This window comes from Acidovorax sp. PRC11, assembly GCF_031844105.1.
Taxonomy (GTDB): domain Bacteria; phylum Pseudomonadota; class Gammaproteobacteria; order Burkholderiales; family Burkholderiaceae_C; genus Paracidovorax.
On sequence record NZ_JAUZUQ010000010.1, the window covers coordinates 120720 to 139021 of the forward strand.

The window sequence follows — 18302 nt, forward strand, 5'->3', positions numbered from 1 at the left end:
CTGCCTCGCCCGCCGGGTTTCTCGGCACCGGCCGAGGCATCGCTCGCGCTCGGCATGATCGGCAACTGCGCGGTCAGTGCGCTGGTGGACGCGAACGCGCACATCGTCTGGTGCTGCCTGCCGCGGTTCGACGGCGATCCGGTGTTCAACGCCCTCATCCAGCCCGGCGACGACGGCAGCCGCTTCGCGATCGAGCTGGAGGACCAGGTCGAGAGCCGGCAATGGTACGAACCGAACACCGCCGTGCTGCGCACGCGCCTCACGGACCGCTCCGGCAACAGCATCGAGGTGACCGACTTCGCGCCGCGCTTCCATGCGCGATCGCGCTTCTTCCGCCCGATGCTGCTGGTGCGGCGCGTGCGCCCGGTGCAGGGCTCGCCGCGCATCCGCGTGACGGCCAACGTGCGCTTCGGCTGGGGCAGCGAGAAGCCCGCCATCACGCGGGGCAGCAACCACCTGCGCTTCGTGGGGGCCGACCTCACGCTGCGCCTCAACACCGACGCGCCGCTCTCGCACGTGCTCTCGGGCCAGCCCTTCGTGCTCTCGCGCGAGTACAACTTCCTGCTCGGCGCGGACGAATCCCTGCCCTTCGGCATCGCCGACGCCGCCCGCTCCTACGAGCAGGACACCGTGGCCTACTGGCGCCAGTGGACGCAGCGCCTGGCGGTGCCGCTCGAATGGCAGGACGCCGTGATCCGCGCGGCGATCACGCTCAAGCTCTCGCTCTACGAGGACACGGGCGCGATCGTCGCGGCGATGACCACCAGCATCCCCGAATCCGCGCACAGCGGCCGCAACTGGGACTACCGCTACTGCTGGCTGCGCGATGCCTTCTTCGTCGTGCGCGCGCTCAACAGCCTCTCCGAGACGGCCACGATGGAGGACTACCTGCGCTGGCTGAGCAACGTGGTGGTGGAGGCGAGCGACGGCCACATCCAGCCGCTCTACGGCATCGGCCTGGAGCGCGAACTGCCCGAGCACTTCGTGCCGCAGCTCGCCGGCTACCGCGGCATGGGCCCGGTGCGCGCGGGCAACCAGGCGGCGGAGCACTTCCAGCACGACGTGTACGGCAACATCGTGCTCGGCGCGGCCCAGGCCTTCCACGACCAGCGCCTGCTGCATGCGGCCGGCCCGGCCGAATTCGCGCGCATGGAGCAGATCGGCGAGCTGGCCGTGAAGGTGTACGGCACGCCCGACGCCGGCATGTGGGAGCTGCGCACGCGCGCCAGGGTGCACACCTCCTCCGCGCTCATGAGCTGGGCGGCCTGCGACCGGCTGGCCAAGATCGCGGAAAGCCTGCAGCTGCCCGACCGCGCCGAGTACTGGCACGGCCATGCGCGTCGCATGAAGGACGAGATCCTCGAGAAATCCTGGAGCGAGAAGCGCCAGGCGTTCGCCGAGAGCTTCGGCGGCAACGAACTGGACGCGAGCGTGCTGCTCATGGCCGAAGTCGGCCTGATCGACCCGCGCGATCCGCGCTTCGTGAGCACCGTGGACGCGATGGAGCAGACGCTCTGCGACGGTCCCTACATGCGCCGCTATGAAGCCGCGGACGATTTCGGCAAGCCCGACACCGCCTTCAACATCTGCACCTTCTGGCGCATCGACGCGCTCGCGCGCATCGGCCGCCGCGCCCAGGCCCGCGAGATCTTCGAGGCTATGCTCGCGGCGCGCAACCCGCTCGGGCTGCTGTCGGAAGATACGCATGCGGAGACCGGAGAGATGTGGGGCAACTTCCCGCAGACGTATTCCATGGTCGGCATCATCAATGCCGCGATGCGCCTCTCGGCGCCCTGGGACAGCGTGATCTGACGCCCCCCAGGATTGAACAACAAGGAATTCCCATGAGCCGACTCGTCGTCATCTCCAACCGCATCGCCGATCCCCGCAAACCCGCCGCCGGGGGCCTGGCCGTGGCCCTGGGCGAGACGCTGAGCCGCACGGGCGGCATGTGGTTCGGCTGGAGCGGCACGATCGCCGAGGACGGCGTTCCCGGCGAGGGCAAGCTGCAGACCCGGCAGGCCGGCAGCGTGACACTGGCCACGGTGGATCTGTGCCAGGAAGACCACGACAGCTACTACGCGGGCTACAGCAACAGCGTGCTGTGGCCGGTGTTCCATTACCGGCTGGATCTGGCGGACTTCAACGCGGGGTATATCTCGGGCTACCGGCGCGTGAACCAGATGTTCGCGCGCAAGCTGCTGCCGCTGCTGAAGGACGACGACATCCTGTGGGTGCACGACTACCACCTGATCCCGCTCGCGGCAGAGCTGCGCGCGCTCGGCTGCAAGCAGCGCATCGGCTTCTTCCTGCACATCCCCGTGCCGCCGCCGCTCATCATGGCCGCGATCCCGCAGCACGAATGGCTCATGCGCTCGCTGTTCGCCTACGACCTCGTGGGCCTGCAGAGCGAGGCCGACGTCTCGCACTTCACGCAGTACCTGCGCACCGAAGGCGGCGCCGAGAGCGTGGGGCCGCAGCGCCTGCGCGCCTTCGGCGGCACGGTGCAGGTGGGAGCCTTCCCGATCGGCATCGACGTGGACGAGTTCGCGCGCCTCACCGCAGCGCCCGACGCGGTGCAGACGCACGAGGCGATGAAGAACGAATATTCGCGCCGCCGCCTGCTCATGGGCATCGACCGGCTGGACTACTCCAAGGGCATCCCGCAGCGCGTGCGCGCCTTCCGCGAACTGCTCGCGCGCTATCCCGAGAACCAGCACAGCGCCACGCTGATCATGATCGCCTCGCCCACGCGCGACAGCGTGAACGCCTATGCCGACCTGCGGCACGAGCTGGAAGGCCTGTGCGGCGCCATCAACGGCGACCATGGCGACCTGGACTGGATGCCCGTGCGCTACATCCACCGCACGGTGGCCCGCAAGCGCGTGCCGGGCCTGTGCCGCGCCGCCGCCGTGGGCCTGGTCACGCCGCTGCGCGACGGCATGAACCTCGTGGCCAAGGAATACGTGGTGGCGCAGGACCCGGAAGACCCGGGCGTGCTCGTGCTCTCGCGCTTCGCGGGCGCGGCCGAGCAGCTCAAGGAAGCCCTGCTCGTGAACCCCTACGACACCCAGGGCATGGCCGACTGCATCCAGACCGCCCTGCGCATGCCGCTCGAAGAGCGCCAGCAGCGCCACCGGGCCCTGCTGGAGCGCATCCGCCGGCAGGACATCCACTGGTGGCGGCGCACCTTCCTGGAAGCGCTGGAGAAGTCGCAGGACTGAGGCCACGCGCCCGGCACACGGTCCACGGCACAATGCGCGCATGGCCCAGGGCAAACGCATCTCCGCAGACATCGCCGACGACGCGCTGGAGGCGATCCGCGCCTTGGGCGCAGCGGCCAGGCAGGCCCGCCTCGCGGCGGGTGACGGCCAGGCCGCCGCCGCGGCGCGCCTCGGGGTGCACGTGCAGACGATCGGCCGCATCGAATCGGGCGAGCCCGGCGTCGCCATCGGGCACGTCGTGGGAATGCTGGCGCTTTACGGGGCCACGGTGGCCTGCCCGGGCTCCGGCGCTTCCTGACGTCCGGGCGGCACTCTTCCTTCGGGCACCTTCGCGGCCACGCCGCCCGCCACCGGGCACTGCGCGTCCGCTCCTGGTCGCTCCTGTCCGCCGCTACACGCGCCTCAACCGGCCATGGCCAGCGCCGCGTAATCCCCGACCTGGTGGCCCAGCCCCGCGGGCACCAGCTGCACGCCGCCGGTGAGCGCGGGCAGGTGGCCCGACACCTGGGCCTGCAGGCGGGGCAGCAGGAATTCGTGGTGGTGCAGGAACACGCTGCCGCCCACGCTGATGCGCTGCAGATCCAGGATCGCGACCAGGTTGTAGAGCATGCGCCCGAGCACGCGGCACATCTGCTCGACGGCTTCCAGCGCCTGGGCATCGCCCGCGCGCGCATCGCCGATCAGGGTGCCGGCGTCGCGGCCCCAGCGCCGGGGAATCGCGTTGCCCGCGACCAGCGATTCCACGTCGGCCACGTTGCCGCAGCCGCAGGTGGCATCCTGCGGACCGTCGCTGGAGAAACTGTGGCCCGCGTGGCCCGCATTGCCGTTCTTGCCGCGCAGCACCATGCCGTCCACGCACAGGCCCACGCCGACCCCGGTGCTCCAGGTGACGTAGGCGCAGTGGTCCAGCCCCTGCAGCGCGCCCCAGCGGCGCTCGGCCACGAGGGCGGCCACGGCATCGTTCTGCACGTTCACGTTCTGCAGCACCTCGGCCAGCGGCGCCTGCAGGGGGATGCGCGTCCAGTCGTTGGGCAGCAGGCTGCGGTCGGCGCCGGGCAGCCCGCCGCAGATGTTGGGCGTGGACACCTCGACCATGCCGTCCTGCAGCAGGAAGGGCCCGCAGCACGCCACGCCGGTCGACTGCAGCTGGTCGCGGGCGATGCCCACCTCGGCGCAGGCCGCATCCACCATGCGCAGCGCCTGGCGCGCCAGCGCATCGGGCGCGCCCTCCTTCACGGTCGGCTCGCTGCGGCGCGCCACCAGCGCGGCCCGGTCGGTCCCCGCGGGCGCCAGCGCCACCGCGATCTTCGTTCCCCCAATGTCGATACAAGCTCTCATCGCCACCTCGGTCGCTCGGAAAAAAAAGCACCGCGCAGCCGGGGAACCCGGCCTCGTGTGCGCGGTGCAGGTCGAAGGGAGAGTATGGACGCTTCGCGGCGGTCCGGCGTGTAGGTCGGCAGCGCCCGGCCACCCATGGGCCATGGCCTGCACACCACCGGCCCCGTTGCGGAGCATCGGAAGAACGGCCCCGGGGAGCGGGCCCGCATGGACCCCGACCACCCCCTGCCCAGGTGTTATCTTCGAAGGCGCACGCGGGATTGCGCCGACCGCACGCTCCCATCTGACCTGAATTTTGGAACGCCGTGACACTTGAACTTCTGGGCGCCTTCGGCAAGAGCTTTCTCTTCGTGGTGGCCGCGCTGCTGCCGATCGTGAACCCGGCCGCCACGGCGCCCATCTTCCTGGGCCTGACCGAGGGGGCATCGCCGGCCACGCGCGCGCTGCTGGCGCGCCGCATCGCGCGCAACATGTTCTGGCTGCTGCTGGGAGCCATGCTGGTCGGCTCCTACGTGCTGGATTTCTTCGGCATCTCGCTGCCCATCGTGCGCGTGGGGGGCGGCATGATCGTGGCGGCGACGGCCTGGCGATTGCTGACGACCACGCAGGCCACGGTGGACAGCCGCACCGAACTGGCCGAGAGCTTCACGACCGACATGGCGCGGCGCCAGGCTTTCTACCCGCTCACCTTTCCCGTAAGCTGCGGGCCCGGCTCGATCGCGGCGGCCATCACCGTCGGCGTGTCGCTGGCCGACGCGCGGCTGTCGCTGTCCCTGGCGCGGATGGGAGGCGGCGTGCTGGCGCTGCTGTCCGTCGCCGTGCTGCTGTACTTCGCCTTCCGCTATGCACTGCAGCTGCTCAAGCCGCTCGGCGAGGCCGGCACGGTGATCTTCCTGCGGTTGTCGGCGTTCATCCTGCTGTGCCTGGGCGTGCAGATCGTCTGGGACGGCGTGTACGAGCTGGGCGTCGGGATGCTGCGCGACGGGATGCTGCCGATGAGTTCCTGAGCGAACGTCAGAGCGAATAGCCCAGCATCATCGCCACGCCCGGCTCCTTGTTCGGCCGGCTGAAGCTCTCGCGCGTGAGGCGGCCGACGGGGATGGACAGCTGATCGGTCATGAACCACTTGCGGTAGATGGGGTCGATCTCACGGCTGGCGTACAGCCTGCCGAGCGTGCGGTCCACCACGGCCATGAGCGCCGTGTCGTTCTTGCGCGCCATGATCGCGTAGGGCTCCACCGAGAGCACGAAGTTGCTGAGCACCAGGGCATCCTGGGCCTTGTTGCGCGCGGCCAGGCCGAGCAGCAGCGAATCATCCTGCGCGAAGGCCTTCACCGTGCCGGCGCGCAGGGCCTTGAACGCGTCGTCGTTGTTGTCGAACACCTTCACGGTGGCCTTCACCTCGCTCACCGTGAGCTGCGCCATCAGCTTCTCGGAGGTGGCGCCCTTGCTCACGGCCACGGTCATGCCCGCCAGATCCTGCACCGTGTCCGCCTTCGTGCCCTTGGGTACCAGCACGCGGATGCCCGCGACGAACATCGTGGGCCCGAAGGCCACGCGCTCCTGGCGCGCCTTGGTGTTGGTGGTGGAGCCGCACTCGAGGTCGATCTCGCCGGATTCCAGCTTGGGGATGCGCTCGGAGCCGCTCACCGTGCGGTATTTGACGTCGAGGTCCTTGAGCTTGAGCGTGCTCTTGATCTCCTCGACGACCGCAAGGCACAGGTCCACCGAGTAGCCCGCGGGTTTGCCGCCGTTCTGGGCATCGACGAAGGAGAACGGCCACGCCGACTCGCGCACGCCGAGGGTGATGGCGCGCGTCTGGTGGATGCGGGCCATCGTGTCGGCGGGCGCCTGCGCGGATGCGGGGGCGGGAGCGGAAAGGGCGAAGGAGGCCGCGGCGAGCGCCAGCAGTCGGATGAGGCGGCAGGTCATGGGAGCAACCGGGTGGGTGAGGGAAATGAAAGGGTGCGGGAGCAAGGGGAGGCCGTCGGAGCCGCGATGCAATGACTGTGCCGGGGGAAGGCGCCGTGCACGTGACGCCCCTTCCGCATTCACAGCCACTTGGCGATCAGGCTGGCGGCGGCGCTCAGCAGCAGGGTGCTGGCCAGGGGAATGTTCCATTCGCGCCCCAGGATGTGGAACTGGAAATCCCCGGGCAGGCGCCCCACGCCGAGCCTGCGCAGGAACGGTGCCAGGCCCTGGATCAGCACCAGGGCGAGGAAGACGACGATCAGCCAGCGCAGCATGCGGCGAGTGTAGGTGCTGAGCCCCCGCGCCTGGCTACCGTACGTCGGGCCGCCGGCCGCCTGTCATCCGCGGTTTCCGCCTGAAGGAATCACGGTCCGCTCCGCGCCCCTGGATTCAGCGCTGCACGCCCCAGCGCCGCACCGTCAGCCGCTCCAGCGTCTGGAACCCCAGGCCCTCCACCAGCAGGCCGATCAGAACCACCAGCACGAGGCCAGCGAACACCTTGTCGGTGTAGAGCTCGTTGCGGTTCTGGAAGATGTACCAGCCCAGGCCTCCCTGGCCCGACGAGGCGCCGAACACCAGCTCGGCCGCGATCAGCGTGCGCCAGGCGAAGGCCCAGCCGATCTTCAGGCCGGAGAGGATGGCGGGCAGCGCGGCCGGCACGAGGATCTGCAGCACGTAGCGGATGCCGGTGAGACCGTAGTTGCGCCCGGCCATGCGCAGCGTCTCCGGCACGGCCTGGAAGCCCGCATAGGTGTTGAGCGCCAGCGGCCACAGCACCGAATGGACCAGCACGAAGACGAGGCTGCCCTGCCCCAGCCCGAACCACAGCAGCGCCAGCGGCAGCAGCGCGATGGCCGGCAGCGGATTGAACATGGAGGTGAGCGTGCCCAGCAGGTCGCGCCCGAACTGCGTGGACACGGCCAGGGTGGTCAGCACGAAGGCGCCCGCTATGCCGGCGAGGTAGCCCTTGAGCAGCACCGACAGCGAGAGGGCCGTCTTCGCCACCAGCTCGCCCGACGCCAGGCCCTCGCCCAGCGCCCGCGCGGTCTGCAGGAAGGTGGGCAGCAGCAGGTCGTTGTCCTGCCAGCGCGCGGCCAGCTCCCACAGCACGGCCAGCACCGCCAGGATGGCGAGGCGGCGCACGATACCCTGCTGCCACACGCGGGTGGCCCAGGGCAGCGGACGCTCGGGGGCGATACCGTCCAGCGGCGGCAGCCCATGTTCGACGTCCGGCCGGAAGGGCGGCTCGCGGCGGCCGGCCGCGGCGGCCACGGCATGGAGCGCCGCGGGATGGAGGGAGGTCGGCTGGGTCATACGGCGATCCGGAAAGGCAGCAGATGGCCGGCGGGCGGTCGCCGCGCTGGCACGGCGTTCTGGGCGCCCGCGCATCCGGACGCGGCCGCATCGCCCGCTTCCGGGGCGGGCTCGTCGAACAGCAGGCGGTGGATGCGCTGCGCCGTGGCCTGGAATGCGGCACCGCCCAGGCTGTTCAGACCGAACTGGTGGCTGTTGATCTCGGCGCGCAGCCGGCCCGGGTGGGGCGAGAGGATGGCGACGCGGCTGCCCACCACCAGGGCCTCTTCGATCGAGTGGGTGACGAAGATCAGCGTGAAGCGGAACTCCTCCCACAGGGCCAGCAGCTCTTCCTGCATGCGGCGGCGCGTGAGCGCGTCCAGCGCGGCGAAGGGCTCGTCCATCAGCAGCACGCGCGGCTGCATGGCGAGGGCGCGGGCGATGGCCACGCGCTGCTTCATGCCGCCCGAGAGCTGGTGCGGATGCACGTCGGCGAACTTCGAGAGGCCCACCTTGTCGAGGTAGAGCGCCGCGCGCCCGGCGGCTTCGGCGCGGCCCGTGCGGCGCGCGGCGAGCAGCGGGAACATCACGTTCTCGCGCACCGTCTTCCAGGGCGGCAGCTGGTCGAACTCCTGGAAGACGACGACGCGGTCCGGGCCGGGCTTCGTCACCGCCTGGCCGTCCAGCAGGATGCGCCCTTCGCTGGGCGCGATGAAGCCCGCGATGGACTTGAGCAATGTGGACTTGCCGCAGCCCGAGGCGCCGAGCAGCACCAGCCGCTCGCCCTCGTGCACGTCGAAGCCCACGCGGTGCGTGGCCCGCACCGCGCGCTGCGGCGTGCGGTAGTCGATGCTCACGCCGTCCACGCGCAGCAGCGGCGGCGGAGAGACGGAGTGCGGCCGGGCCGGCCCGGCCCCGGGAGCGGGAGCGGGCACCGACGCGAGCGCACGCGGGGGCGATGGCGCGCGCGGCAGCGCGGTCACGGCCGGTCCGTCGTCCGCGCCGCGGGGCTCCGCCCAGAGGCCGCCGCCCCCCATCTCGTCCTGCACCCGCGCCAGCAGCGCGGAAGAAAAGCTTCCCATGCGTTTCATGCTGCGCTCTCCGAAAGTCGCCGCCGGTCAGCTGCCGCGTGCGGTCAACGCGTCGTCGAAGAAGTAGTCCTTGAGCGCTTCCGGCTTGTGCTTGATCGCGCCCACGCGGTGCAGGAACCGGCCCAGGCCGAGCGTGTTCTCGGGCTGCACCTTGAACTGCACCTCGGGGTTCTGGATGATCTTGAGCAGCAATGCACGGTCGGTCTTCGCGCCCGTCACTTTCAGGTAGATGTCGGCGGCCTTCTCGGGATTGGCGGCGACGAACCGGGCCGCGTCATGCAGCCCGGCGAGGAAGGCCTGGTAGGTCTTGGGGCTCTCCTGGCGGAACTTCTCGGTGGCGTAGAGCACCGTGGCGGAGGCGGGGCCGCCCAGCACGTCGTAGGAATTGAGCACGATGCGGGCATTCGGGTTGCCGGCCAGCTCCTGCTCCTGGAACGGCGGATTGCCGAAATGGCCGGTGATCTCGGTGCCGCCCTTGATGATCGCCGCGGCCGCATCGGGATGCGGCACGGCGACCTGGAGCCTGTCGAGCCGGTTGAACTCCTTGTCGCCCCAGAGCCTGGCGGAGGCGAACTGCAGCACGCGCGATTGCACCGACACGCCCACCGCGGGCACCGCGATGCGGTCCTTGTCGGTGAAGTCGGCGATCGTCTTCACGGCCGGGTTGTTGCTGACGAGGTAGTAGGGAAAGTTGCCGAGCGAGGCCACGCCCTTGACGTTCTGGCGCCCGCGCGTGCGGTCCCACAGCGTGAAGAGCGGCCCCACGCCGGCCCCGGCGATGTCGATGCTGCCCGAGAGCAGCGCATCGTTCACCGCGGAACCGCCCGAGAGCTGGAGGAATTCGACCTGGATGTCCACGCCCGCCGCCTTGCCGTGCTTCTCGATCAGCTTCTGGTCCTGCGCCACGTTGAGCAACAGGTAGACGATGCCGAACTGCTGGGCGATGCGCAACCTGCCTTCCTCGGCCCGGGCGATGCCGGGGGCCGCCAGGCCCGCGGCCATGACGCCGGCCGCCGTGGCGAGGGTGGCTGCCTTGCGCACGAAGGCGCGGCGCAGGGGGGAGACAGCGGTGGGACGGGAACGTGGCATGAGGGAGGTCTTCCGATGGGTCTGAAATGGGAGGGCGCGCAGCGCCACAGGGGAGTTCCCGCTCTACAAGGGGAGATCCCCCTCCACGGTGGTGCGGTAGAGCTTTCGGCGCTCGCTGTCCGGCGTGCCCGCGGCCAGGTGCTGCACGGAGCGGTTGTCCCAGAACACCAGGTCGTGCGGCCACCACACGTGGCGGTAGACGAGCTCGGGGCGGATGGCCGCGGCGAAGAGTTCGGCCAGCAGCGCCCGGCTCTCGTCCTCGGGCAGGCCGACGATGCGGGTGGTGAAGTGCTCGTTCACGAACAGCGCGCGGCGCCCCGTCTCCGGGTGCGTGCGCACCACGGGGTGGACGGCGGGCGCCACCTCGGCGATCTGCGCGGGCGTGAGCGCGGGGCGCCAGGGATTGCGCGCGCGCAGTTCCTCGTACTTGGCCAGGTAGCTGTGCTCCGCCCGCAGCGGGCCGATCACGCGCCGCAGGGCCGCGGGCAGCGCGTCGTAGGCGGCGTGCTGGTCGGCGAACAGCGTATCGCCGCCCTCGCCGGGCAATTCCTGCGCATGCAGCAGCGAGCCCAGGCTCGGCCGCTCCTTGTACGACAGGTCCGAATGCCAGAAGTGGCCGGCATCGCCCAGCCCGATCGGCTGGCCGCTCGCGTCCTTGATGTTGGAGACGACGAGGATTTCCGGATGGTCCGCCAGCTGGAAGTTCTTCAGCACGTGGATCTGCAGCGGCCCGAAGCGGCGGCTGAAATCGATGTGCTGGCGCGGCGTGATGCGCTGGTCGCGGAACACCACCACGTGGTGGTCGAGGTGCGCCCGGTGCAGGCGGGCGAAGTCCGCGTCGCCGAGCGGTCGCGACAGGTCCAGCCCCAGCACCTCGGCGCCCAGCGGCGCGCCGGGCAACGGCCGGATCTCGAAGCCTTGCGGCGGCGCGTCGGCCTGCGGCGGCAGGAATGCTTCGGTGGCATGGGACAGGACTGCGGACATGGCGGTGGACCTCCTGGATGGGATGTCCGTCCACTCTATGCAGGAGCGCTCATGCCGGGAACGAATCGTTCCTCAGTTGTTTACTACCAAAACAGCTAAGCGCCCCGGGCCCGCTGCGGCCCGGCCCGCGCTACAGCCGGTGCGTGCGGTCCCCGCGCGTGAAACCGATCGGCGTCCAGCCGGGCACGCCCGCGCCCACGGCCAGCACCTTGAAGAGCTCGCCCATCTCGTGCTCCATCATGAGCTTGGCGGCCTGCGCGCGCTCCGCCTGCGGCAGCGGCTCCAGCAGGGAGAGCAGGCCGCAGTTGATGAGGAAATGCGCCTGCGTGGTGTAGCCCAGAACGTCCAGCCCCGCCTCCTGCGCGGCCACGGCCATGGCGGTGAAGTTGACGTGCGCGGTGATGTCCTTCGCGCCCACGTCGGCGAGCGGATCGGAATCGACCTGGTGGGCCCGGTGGCACACCAGCGTGCCCATGTGGCGCTGCGGGTGGTAGTACTCGGCCTCGGGGAAGCCGTAATCGATCAGGAAGGCCGCGCCGCGCGCCAGGCGCTGCCCGAGCATGCGCAGGAAGCCCTCGCCCTGCGCGTGGATCTCGGTCAGGTAGTCCTGCGGGCCTTCGGGCTCGATGGGCGGGCGCAGCGCGGTGGGACGGTCTTCCCAGGCGAAGCGGGGTTCGCCACCGTCACCAGGTTCCACGGCCACGCCGCGCTCGTGCCATGTGCCGCTTTCCGCGCCGCCGTGGCGGGCCAGCAGTTGCACCGGCATGGCGTCGAGCACCTCGTTGCCCACCACCACGCCCTCGATGCGCTCCGGCAGGGCCTGGGCCCACTGCACGCGGTCGCCCCAGGGCGCGAGCCGCTCGCGCTGGCGTTCCCGCAGGCTGCCCGACAGGTCCACGATGGTGTAGCGGCGCACACGGTCGCCCAGCGCCTCCAGCAGTTGCGCGGCGAGCGCGCCGGAGCCGGCGCCGAACTCCCACACGTCGTGCGTGCCCGTGGCGTCCAGCGCGTCCTGCACCTGCCGTGCCAGCGCCCGGCCGAACACGGGAGAGAGTTCCGGCGCGGTCACGAAGTCGCTGCCCGACTGCGGCAGGGTGCCGAATTTCGGGAGCGCGTTGGCGTAGTAGCCCAGGCCCGGCGTGTAGAGGGCCCGTTCCATGAACCGGTCGAAACCGATCCAGCCGCCGGCCTCGGCGATACCATCGGCGATGCGCCGGGCCAGGGCGCTCGATAAACTGGGGTGCTGTTCTGTCGTCGTCACGGCCCGATTGTCCCCCATGCCCTCCTCTCCTTCTCCCCGTACCGTGCTGGTCACCGGCGCCGCCCGGCGCCTCGGCCGCGAGATCGCCCTGGCGCTCGCCGCCGCGGGCTGGCGCGTGGCCGTGCATTACCGCGGCTCGCGCGAGGACGCCCTGCGCACGGCCGCCGACTGCGCCGCGCTCACCCCGGGCAGCACCGCCTTCGATGCGGACTTCCACGACGAAGCCGCCGTGCGCGCCCTGCTGCCGCGGGTGGCAGAGGCGCTCGGCACGGTGGATGCCGTGGTCAACAGCGCGTCGCTCTTCGAGCACGACGACGCGGCCAGTTTCGGATTCACGGCCCTCGAGAAGCACCTGCGCAGCAACACCGCCGCGCCGATCCTGCTGGCGCAGGCGCTGCATGCGCACCTGGCCACGCGCGGCGGCGCACAAGCCCGCCCTCCGCAGGGCGTGGTCGTGAACCTGCTCGACCAGAAGCTCTGGAACCCGAATCCCGATTTCCTGAGCTACACGCTCTCCAAGGCCGCGCTCGAATCGGCCACCACCCTGCTCGCCCAGGCCCTGGCGCCGCGCGTGCGCGTGGTGGGCGTGGCGCCCGGCCTCACGCTCACGAGCCACATGCTGTCCGACGAGAAGTTCCGCGAGTTGCACCGCCAAAGCCCGCTGGGCCGCTCCTCCACGCCCGAGGACGTGGCCTCGGCCGTGCGCTTCGCGCTGGAGAACCGCTCGATCACCGGCACCACGCTGCTGGTGGACGGCGGCCAGCACCTGATGCGCTTCGAGCGCGACTTCTCGCTCATGTGAGGCGCGGCGCGCAGGCCCCGCACCCCTCCTTCATTCATCGCTTTTTCTTCCAGCCACCATGCCCAACCACCCCGACGGCGGCCTCCAGATCCTCACGCTCACCGGTTTGCGCTTCGACGCCAACCTGGGCATCCTCGACCACGAGAAGACCGCGCCCCAGCCCATCCAGGTCGATGCCGAACTGAACCAGGGCCGCCAGCCGCTGCTGCCGCACGACGACGACATCGGGCACGTGCTGGATTACCGCAAGGTGCGCCAGATCATCATCGACGAATGCACGGCCGAGCACGTGAACCTGCTGGAGAGCCTGATCGGCAAGCTCACGCGCCGGCTGATGCAACTGCCCGGCGTGCTTGGCGTGCGCGTGAAGATCGCCAAGCTCGAAATCTTCGACGACTGCGAAGTGGCGATCCGGATGGAGTGCGGGGAGTGGTGACCCCGGCAGCCCGACCTTCAGCAGCAGCGCCCGATGCGCCCCTTGCCCCCATAGCGCGCATCCTGCCGGTCGCGGAAGAATTCCGCATAGCTCATCACCGGCTCGCCGGGATGGGTGCGCTCCTGGTGGCTCAGGTAGGCGTCGTAGTCGGGCAGGCCCACCATGAGTCGCAGCGATTGCGCGAGGTAGCGCCCGCCCGTGGCGACGGCCTGCACGGCGTCCCGCGCAGCCTGCAGCGGCCGGCCCGCGGCGCTGGCGCCGCTGCCATCGGCCGCCGGTTTCACCGCGCGCCCTCCGGCAGGGCCTCGAACGGCGTTTCCTGCGCGGTGGGCCGGTTGGCGGCGCGGGCCTGCAGGCAGGCACGCACGCTGTAGACCAGCACGCTCAGCACCACGAAGATGAACAGCGCGCACAGCCCGGCGTTGATGCGGTCGTTGAGCACGATGCGCGACATGGCCTCGGCCGTCTTGGCCGGCGCGATCACGGTGCCCTGGGCGATGCCTTCGGCATATTTGGCGGCGTGCGACAGAAAGCCGATCTTCGGGTCGGCCGAGAAGATCTTCTGCCAGCCGGCCGTGAGCGTGCAGGCCAGCAGCCAGGCGGCCGGCGCGATGGTCACCCAGGCGAAGCGCTCGCGCTTCATGCGGAACAGCACCACGGTGCCCAGCATCAGCGCCACGGCGGCCAGCATCTGGTTGGAGATGCCGAACAGCGGCCACAGCGTGTTGATGCCGCCCAGCGGATCGACCACGCCCTGGTAGAGGAAGTAGCCCCAGGCACCCACGCACAGCGCCGTGGCCACCAGGTTGGCAGGCAGCGAATCGGTGCGCTTCAAGGCCGGCACGAAGCTGCCCAGCAGGTCCTGCAGCATGAAGCGGCCCGCGCGCGTGCCGGCGTCCACGGCCGTGAGGATGAACAGCGCCTCGAACAGGATCGCGAAGTGGTACCAGAAGGCCATCATGGCCGGCCCGCCCACCACCTGGTGCAGGATGTGCGCCATGCCCACCGCGAGCGTCGGCGCGCCGCCGGCACGGCCCAGGATGGTGTGCTCGCCCACGTCCCTGGCGGTCTGCACCAGCATGTCGGGCGTGATCACGAAGCCCCAGGTGGAGAGCGTCTGCGCCACGGCCTCGGGCGTGCTGCCCACCAGCGCCGCGGGGCTGTTCATCGCGAAGTAGATGCCGGGGTTGATGCACGAGGCGGCCACCAGCGCCATCACGGCGACGAAGGATTCGGCCAGCATGCCGCCGTAGCCGATGTAGCGGGCGTGGGTCTCGTTCTCCAGCATCTTGGGCGTGGTGCCCGAGGAGATCAGCGCGTGGAAGCCCGACACCGCGCCGCAGGCGATGGTGATGAAGAGGAACGGGAACAGGCTGCCCGCCCAGACCGGGCCGTTGCCCTGCGCGAACTGCGTGATCGGCGGCATCTCCAGCGTGGGCGCCACCACCACGATGCCGATCGCCAGCGCCACGATGGTGCCGATCTTCAGGAAGGTCGAGAGGTAGTCGCGCGGCGCGAGCAGCAGCCACACCGGCAGCGAGGCGGCGACGAAGCCGTAGCCGATCAGCATCCAGGTGAGCGTGGTGCCCGAGAAGGTGAACATCGGCCCCCAGGTGGGGTGCGCGGCCACGGCCTGCCCGCCGAAGATCGCGGCCATCAGCAGCACGAAGCCGATGACGGAGACTTCCGCGATGCGGCCCGGGCGCAGGAAGCGCAGGTACACGCCCATGAACAGCGCCACGGGAATGGTCGCCGCCACGGTGAACGCGCCCCAGGGCGATTCGGCCAGCGCCTTCACCACGATCAGCGCCAGCACGGCCAGGATGATGATCATGATCATGAAGGTGCCGAAGAGCGCGATCAGCCCCGGCACGGTGCCCATCTCCTGCTTGACCAGGTCGCCCAGCGAGCGGCCGTCGCGCCGCGTGGAGATGAAGAGCACGATGAAATCCTGCACCGCCCCGGCGAACACCACACCCGCCAGCAGCCACAAGAGGCCCGGCACGTAGCCCATCTGCGCGGCCAGCACCGGCCCCACCAGCGGCCCCGCGCCCGCGATGGCGGCGAAGTGGTGGCCGAACAGCACGTGCTTGTTGGTGGGCACGTAGTCCAGCCCGTCGTTGTGGCGCCAGGCCGGCGTGGAGCGCCGGGCGTCCAGCCCCAGCACGCGCTGGGCGATGAACAGGCTGTAGTAGCGGTAGGCGATCAGATAGACGCAGACCGCCGCGACGACGATCCAGAGCGCGCTGACGGCCTCGCCGCGCGTCAGCGCGACGGTGCCGAGCGCCCAGGCGCCGAGCACGGCGATGCAGAGCCACGCCAGGTGGCGGCGGATGAGGGGCATGGGATATGTCTCCTGGATGCGGGAAGGGCCCCGGTGGTCCGGGGGCAGGCCAGTATCCCGGCCGGGGGTGGCGCGCGCATCCGCCCTCCCACGTAGGCGGCCCGGGTGGAATTTCGTAAGGGACAACCCTCTCGGTGTTTACCCGGATCGAACTCCCATGGGGCCCGGAGCCGCATCCCACGGCCCCCGCTCCGGACCCGCTCGCACTCTCAGCGACCGGCGCCGAATTCCTTCGCGTGCTCCACCGCATAGCGGATCAGCTCCGCCAGGCTGCCCAGCTCCAGCCGCCGGCGGATGTTCTGCCGGTGCGCCTCCACCGTGCGCACGCTCAGCCCGAGGTCGCCCGCGATCTGCTTGCTCGACGCGCCGCGGCCCAGCGCCGCCAGGATCTCGCTCTCTCGCGGCGTGAGCAGCGGCTTGGGCGCCTGGTTGCGGAAGAGCCGCTGGGACACCGCGGGGCTCAGGAAGGTGCCTCCCGCGGCCACCGCCTCCAGCGCCGCGACCAGCTCCGAGGCCGGCGCATCCTTCAGCACATAGCCGCAGGCGCCCACCTGCAGGGCGCGCTGCACGTACTCGGGGTTGTCGTACATGCTGAGCATCAGCACCCGCGGCGCGGGGCCGCGCGCCAGCAGCCGGGCGGCGCAGTCCAGCCCGCTCACGTCCTTCATGCCCACATCCATGAGCACCATGTCGGGCGCCAGCCGGGCGATCTGCGCCTCGGCCTCGTCGGCGCTCGCGGCCTCGCCCACGATGCGCACCCACGGCAGGCTGCCCAGGCGCGCGCGCAGGCCGTCGCGCACCAGCGCGTGGTCGTCCACGAGGAACAGGCGGACCGGGCGGTCCAGGGGGGCGGGCGTGGCGGCGGTCATGCGGCCCCCATCCTATCCGGGTGTACCTCGGCCACGACGCGCGTGCCCCCGGGCCCCGACCGCACCTGCAGCCGTCCGCCGATGCCCTCCATGCGCTCATGCATGTTGCGCAGGCCGATGCCGCGCCGCGGGTCGCGCTGCAGCGCGGCGGGATCGAAGCCCCGGCCGTCGTCGCGCACCTCCAGCTGCACGCCGCCACCCACGCATTCGAGCGTGACGTGCACCTGCCGCGCCTGCGCATGCTTGCGCACGTTGGTGAGCGCCTCCTGCGCCACGCGGAACAGCGCGGTGGTGACGTCCTGCGGCAGCGGCTCCGGCGGCTGGGCGACGTCGGCGAACGCCGTCACAGGCCCGTGCTCGCCGAACGCGCGCGCCAGGTGCTCCAGCGCGGCCGGCAGCCCCAGCGTGTCGAGCAAGGCCGGCCGCAGCTCGTGCGACAGGCGCCGCACTTCGCCCAGCGCCTCGTTCAGGTGCCGCAGCGCGATCGCGAGGGTGGGCGGCGCCGGGCGCTCGCGCTCGATGTCCTCCACCGCCGATTCGATCAGCAGCTTGGCCGAGACCAGCGTCTGGCTGGTGCCGTCGTGCAGCTCCCGCGCCAGGTGCCCGCGCTCCTCCTCCTGCGACTGCACCACGCGGCGCGCCAGCAGCCGCATCCGCGCCTCGGACGTGCGGTGCTCGCTGAGGTTGAGCAGCAGCCCGCAGGCACTGATCGCCGCCAGGCCCAGGGCCGCGAAGCCGGCGATCCACCACATGGTGGCCCCCACGTTGGAGCCCACCTGCCGCTCCAGCCCCGCCTGCGTGGCCTCGATGTCGTCGAGGTAGAGGCCCGTGCCCACCATCCAGTTCCAGTGCGGCAGGGCCGTGACGTAGCCGAGTTTCGGCGCGAGCTGCCCGCCGAGCGACGGCTTGGGCCACGAATACTCCACGAAGCCGCCGCCGGCCTGCGCCTGCGCGATGAGCTGCTGGATGGTCGGCCGCCCCTGCGGATCGCGCAGATCCCAGAGCATCCGGCCCACGAGCTCCGGCTGGCGCGAGTGCATGAGCGAGCGGCCCTGCAGGTCATAGACGAAGAAATAGCCGTCGCTGCCGTAGTCCAGCGCGGCGAGGCGGCGGATCGCCTCTTCGCGCGCTTTCGGATCGTCGCCGCCGGCCTCGTAGAGCGGGCGCACGGTGCTCACGGCCAGGTCCACATAGCTGCGCAGCTCGCTGCGGCGCTGCTGCAGGTAGGACTGCTCCACCAGCGCGCGCTCGCGCCGCGCGAGGTCTTCCGCCTGGTGGCGCACCAGCGCCATCACCAGCGCCAGGGTGATGAGCAGCGGCACCACGGCCAGCGCCACGATCTTCGTGCGCAGGCGGGCCGCCGGGTCGGCGCCCGGGCCCGCGCCCGCCTCCGTGCCCATGTCCGTGTCCTTACCGGACGGTGATTGCTTGCCTGTTTCCATGGGTCTCCCACAGCGGCCCCGCCGCGCCGGCGCGGAGGGTCGATCCCCCCGCCCAGGCGTTCCCGCTCTAAAATCCGGGGTCTTCTTCCGAATCTTCCTTCCCTTCCACGCGCCGCCGCCCCGGGCCGCGGCGCGCCGCACGGTCCGGGAAGCACGGC

At 70.8% G+C, this 18302-nt stretch carries 18 protein-coding genes; 6 read left to right on the forward strand and 12 right to left on the reverse strand.

Features of this window, described 5'->3' with window-relative positions; all coding sequences use genetic code 11:
- Positions 1 to 54 precede the first annotated feature (54 nt).
- From Q9R47_RS13460 to Q9R47_RS13470, 3 genes are read left to right on the forward strand one after another with little or no spacing between them, the layout of a single operon-like run.
- Complete coding sequence (locus tag Q9R47_RS13460) at positions 55 to 1812, forward strand: glycoside hydrolase family 15 protein (protein ID WP_311233776.1); 1758 nt, start codon at positions 55 to 57, stop codon at positions 1810 to 1812.
- 32 nt (positions 1813 to 1844) lie between these two features.
- On the forward strand, positions 1845 to 3224 hold the full coding sequence (gene otsA, locus Q9R47_RS13465; RefSeq protein ID WP_311233706.1) for an alpha,alpha-trehalose-phosphate synthase (UDP-forming): 1380 nt from the start codon (positions 1845 to 1847) through the stop codon (positions 3222 to 3224).
- A gap of 40 nt (positions 3225 to 3264) precedes the next feature.
- Positions 3265 to 3522: a helix-turn-helix domain-containing protein gene (locus tag Q9R47_RS13470; protein ID WP_311233707.1), complete on the forward strand. Its 258-nt coding sequence runs from the start codon at positions 3265 to 3267 to the stop codon at positions 3520 to 3522.
- A gap of 104 nt (positions 3523 to 3626) precedes the next feature.
- Here the strand turns inward: Q9R47_RS13470 and Q9R47_RS13475 are convergent, their stop codons facing one another.
- Entirely contained in the window at positions 3627 to 4562 is a 936-nt protein-coding gene (locus Q9R47_RS13475; RefSeq protein WP_311233708.1) for an ROK family protein, read from the reverse strand.
- Between the two features lie 305 nt (positions 4563 to 4867).
- Between Q9R47_RS13475 and Q9R47_RS13480 the strand changes: the two genes are divergently transcribed.
- Positions 4868 to 5569, forward strand: coding sequence for a MarC family protein (locus tag Q9R47_RS13480; protein ID WP_311233709.1), 702 nt, complete (start codon positions 4868 to 4870; stop codon positions 5567 to 5569).
- Between the two features lie 7 nt (positions 5570 to 5576).
- On the opposite strand, the gene Q9R47_RS13485 is transcribed toward Q9R47_RS13480, so the two are convergent.
- The 7 genes from Q9R47_RS13485 to Q9R47_RS13515 form a co-directional block, all read right to left on the reverse strand.
- The gene (locus Q9R47_RS13485) at positions 5577 to 6494 is read right to left on the reverse strand and encodes an amino acid ABC transporter substrate-binding protein (protein ID WP_311233710.1); all 918 of its coding nucleotides are present in this window, start codon (positions 6492 to 6494) and stop codon (positions 5577 to 5579) included.
- Positions 6495 to 6613: 119 nt separating this feature from the next.
- Positions 6614 to 6808, reverse strand: a complete 195-nt coding sequence (locus tag Q9R47_RS13490; RefSeq protein WP_311233711.1) for a DUF2905 domain-containing protein — start codon at positions 6806 to 6808, stop codon at positions 6614 to 6616.
- Between the two features lie 115 nt (positions 6809 to 6923).
- Positions 6924 to 7847, reverse strand: coding sequence for an ABC transporter permease (locus tag Q9R47_RS13495; RefSeq protein ID WP_311233712.1), 924 nt, complete (start codon positions 7845 to 7847; stop codon positions 6924 to 6926).
- A complete protein-coding gene (locus tag Q9R47_RS13500) occupies positions 7844 to 8863 on the reverse strand; it encodes an ABC transporter ATP-binding protein (protein ID WP_404977146.1) in 1020 nt (339 codons plus the stop codon). The genes Q9R47_RS13495 and Q9R47_RS13500 overlap by 4 nt, the downstream gene beginning before the upstream one ends.
- 81 nt (positions 8864 to 8944) lie before the next feature.
- Positions 8945 to 10006 (reverse strand): ABC transporter substrate-binding protein, encoded by a 1062-nt coding sequence (locus Q9R47_RS13505; RefSeq protein ID WP_311233714.1) that lies wholly within the window; start codon positions 10004 to 10006, stop codon positions 8945 to 8947.
- A 63-nt stretch (positions 10007 to 10069) separates the two neighbouring features.
- Positions 10070 to 10990 carry a TauD/TfdA family dioxygenase gene (locus Q9R47_RS13510; protein WP_311233715.1) on the reverse strand — a complete coding sequence of 307 codons (921 nt, stop codon included), beginning with the start codon at positions 10988 to 10990 and terminating at the stop codon, positions 10070 to 10072.
- 130 nt (positions 10991 to 11120) lie between these two features.
- Positions 11121 to 12269 carry an SAM-dependent methyltransferase gene (locus Q9R47_RS13515; RefSeq protein ID WP_311233716.1) on the reverse strand — a complete coding sequence of 383 codons (1149 nt, stop codon included), beginning with the start codon at positions 12267 to 12269 and terminating at the stop codon, positions 11121 to 11123.
- On the opposite strand from Q9R47_RS13515, the gene Q9R47_RS13520 reads away from it, so the two are divergent.
- On the forward strand, positions 12268 to 13053 hold the full coding sequence (locus Q9R47_RS13520) for an SDR family oxidoreductase (RefSeq protein ID WP_311233717.1): 786 nt from the start codon (positions 12268 to 12270) through the stop codon (positions 13051 to 13053). The genes Q9R47_RS13515 and Q9R47_RS13520 overlap by 2 nt on opposite strands.
- 58 nt (positions 13054 to 13111) lie before the next feature.
- Positions 13112 to 13489 carry a dihydroneopterin aldolase gene (locus tag Q9R47_RS13525; RefSeq protein ID WP_160012661.1) on the forward strand — a complete coding sequence of 126 codons (378 nt, stop codon included), beginning with the start codon at positions 13112 to 13114 and terminating at the stop codon, positions 13487 to 13489.
- 17 nt (positions 13490 to 13506) lie between these two features.
- Here the strand turns inward: Q9R47_RS13525 and Q9R47_RS13530 are convergent, their stop codons facing one another.
- The 4 genes from Q9R47_RS13530 to Q9R47_RS13545 form a co-directional block, all read right to left on the reverse strand.
- Positions 13507 to 13704 carry a YbdD/YjiX family protein gene (locus tag Q9R47_RS13530; RefSeq protein WP_026432820.1) on the reverse strand — a complete coding sequence of 66 codons (198 nt, stop codon included), beginning with the start codon at positions 13702 to 13704 and terminating at the stop codon, positions 13507 to 13509.
- 65 nt (positions 13705 to 13769) lie between these two features.
- Positions 13770 to 15833: a carbon starvation CstA family protein gene (locus Q9R47_RS13535; RefSeq protein WP_311233718.1), complete on the reverse strand. Its 2064-nt coding sequence runs from the start codon at positions 15831 to 15833 to the stop codon at positions 13770 to 13772.
- A 209-nt stretch (positions 15834 to 16042) separates the two neighbouring features.
- Complete coding sequence (locus tag Q9R47_RS13540; RefSeq protein ID WP_311233719.1) at positions 16043 to 16702, reverse strand: response regulator transcription factor; 660 nt, start codon at positions 16700 to 16702, stop codon at positions 16043 to 16045.
- Positions 16699 to 18144, reverse strand: a complete 1446-nt coding sequence (locus Q9R47_RS13545; protein ID WP_404977143.1) for a cache domain-containing protein — start codon at positions 18142 to 18144, stop codon at positions 16699 to 16701. Before Q9R47_RS13545 ends, Q9R47_RS13540 begins: the two co-directional genes overlap by 4 nt.
- Between the last annotated feature and the right edge of the window lie 158 nt (positions 18145 to 18302).

Excerpts from the sequence above, each read along its gene's own strand:
- Q9R47_RS13460 (WP_311233776.1), top strand. The coding sequence starts at position 55 with ATGATCGGCAACTGCGCGGTCAGTGCGCTGGTGGACGCGAACGCGCAC.
- otsA (WP_311233706.1), top strand. The coding sequence starts at position 1,845 with ATGAGCCGACTCGTCGTCATCTCCAACCGCATCGCCGATCCCCGCAAA.
- Q9R47_RS13470 (WP_311233707.1), top strand. The coding sequence starts at position 3,265 with ATGGCCCAGGGCAAACGCATCTCCGCAGACATCGCCGACGACGCGCTG.
- Q9R47_RS13475 (WP_311233708.1), bottom strand. The coding sequence starts at position 4,562 with ATGAGAGCTTGTATCGACATTGGGGGAACGAAGATCGCGGTGGCGCTG.
- Q9R47_RS13485 (WP_311233710.1), bottom strand. The coding sequence starts at position 6,494 with ATGACCTGCCGCCTCATCCGACTGCTGGCGCTCGCCGCGGCCTCCTTC.
- Q9R47_RS13490 (WP_311233711.1), bottom strand. The coding sequence starts at position 6,808 with ATGCTGCGCTGGCTGATCGTCGTCTTCCTCGCCCTGGTGCTGATCCAG.
- Q9R47_RS13495 (WP_311233712.1), bottom strand. The coding sequence starts at position 7,847 with ATGACCCAGCCGACCTCCCTCCATCCCGCGGCGCTCCATGCCGTGGCC.
- Q9R47_RS13500 (WP_404977146.1), bottom strand. The coding sequence starts at position 8,863 with ATGGGGGGCGGCGGCCTCTGGGCGGAGCCCCGCGGCGCGGACGACGGA.
- Q9R47_RS13505 (WP_311233714.1), bottom strand. The coding sequence starts at position 10,006 with ATGCCACGTTCCCGTCCCACCGCTGTCTCCCCCCTGCGCCGCGCCTTC.
- Q9R47_RS13510 (WP_311233715.1), bottom strand. The coding sequence starts at position 10,990 with ATGTCCGCAGTCCTGTCCCATGCCACCGAAGCATTCCTGCCGCCGCAG.
- Q9R47_RS13520 (WP_311233717.1), top strand. The coding sequence starts at position 12,268 with ATGCCCTCCTCTCCTTCTCCCCGTACCGTGCTGGTCACCGGCGCCGCC.
- Q9R47_RS13515 (WP_311233716.1), bottom strand. The coding sequence starts at position 12,269 with ATGGGGGACAATCGGGCCGTGACGACGACAGAACAGCACCCCAGTTTA.
- Q9R47_RS13525 (WP_160012661.1), top strand. The coding sequence starts at position 13,112 with ATGCCCAACCACCCCGACGGCGGCCTCCAGATCCTCACGCTCACCGGT.
- Q9R47_RS13535 (WP_311233718.1), bottom strand. The coding sequence starts at position 15,833 with ATGCCCCTCATCCGCCGCCACCTGGCGTGGCTCTGCATCGCCGTGCTC.
- Q9R47_RS13540 (WP_311233719.1), bottom strand. The coding sequence starts at position 16,702 with ATGACCGCCGCCACGCCCGCCCCCCTGGACCGCCCGGTCCGCCTGTTC.
- Q9R47_RS13545 (WP_404977143.1), bottom strand. The coding sequence starts at position 18,144 with ATGGAAACAGGCAAGCAATCACCGTCCGGTAAGGACACGGACATGGGC.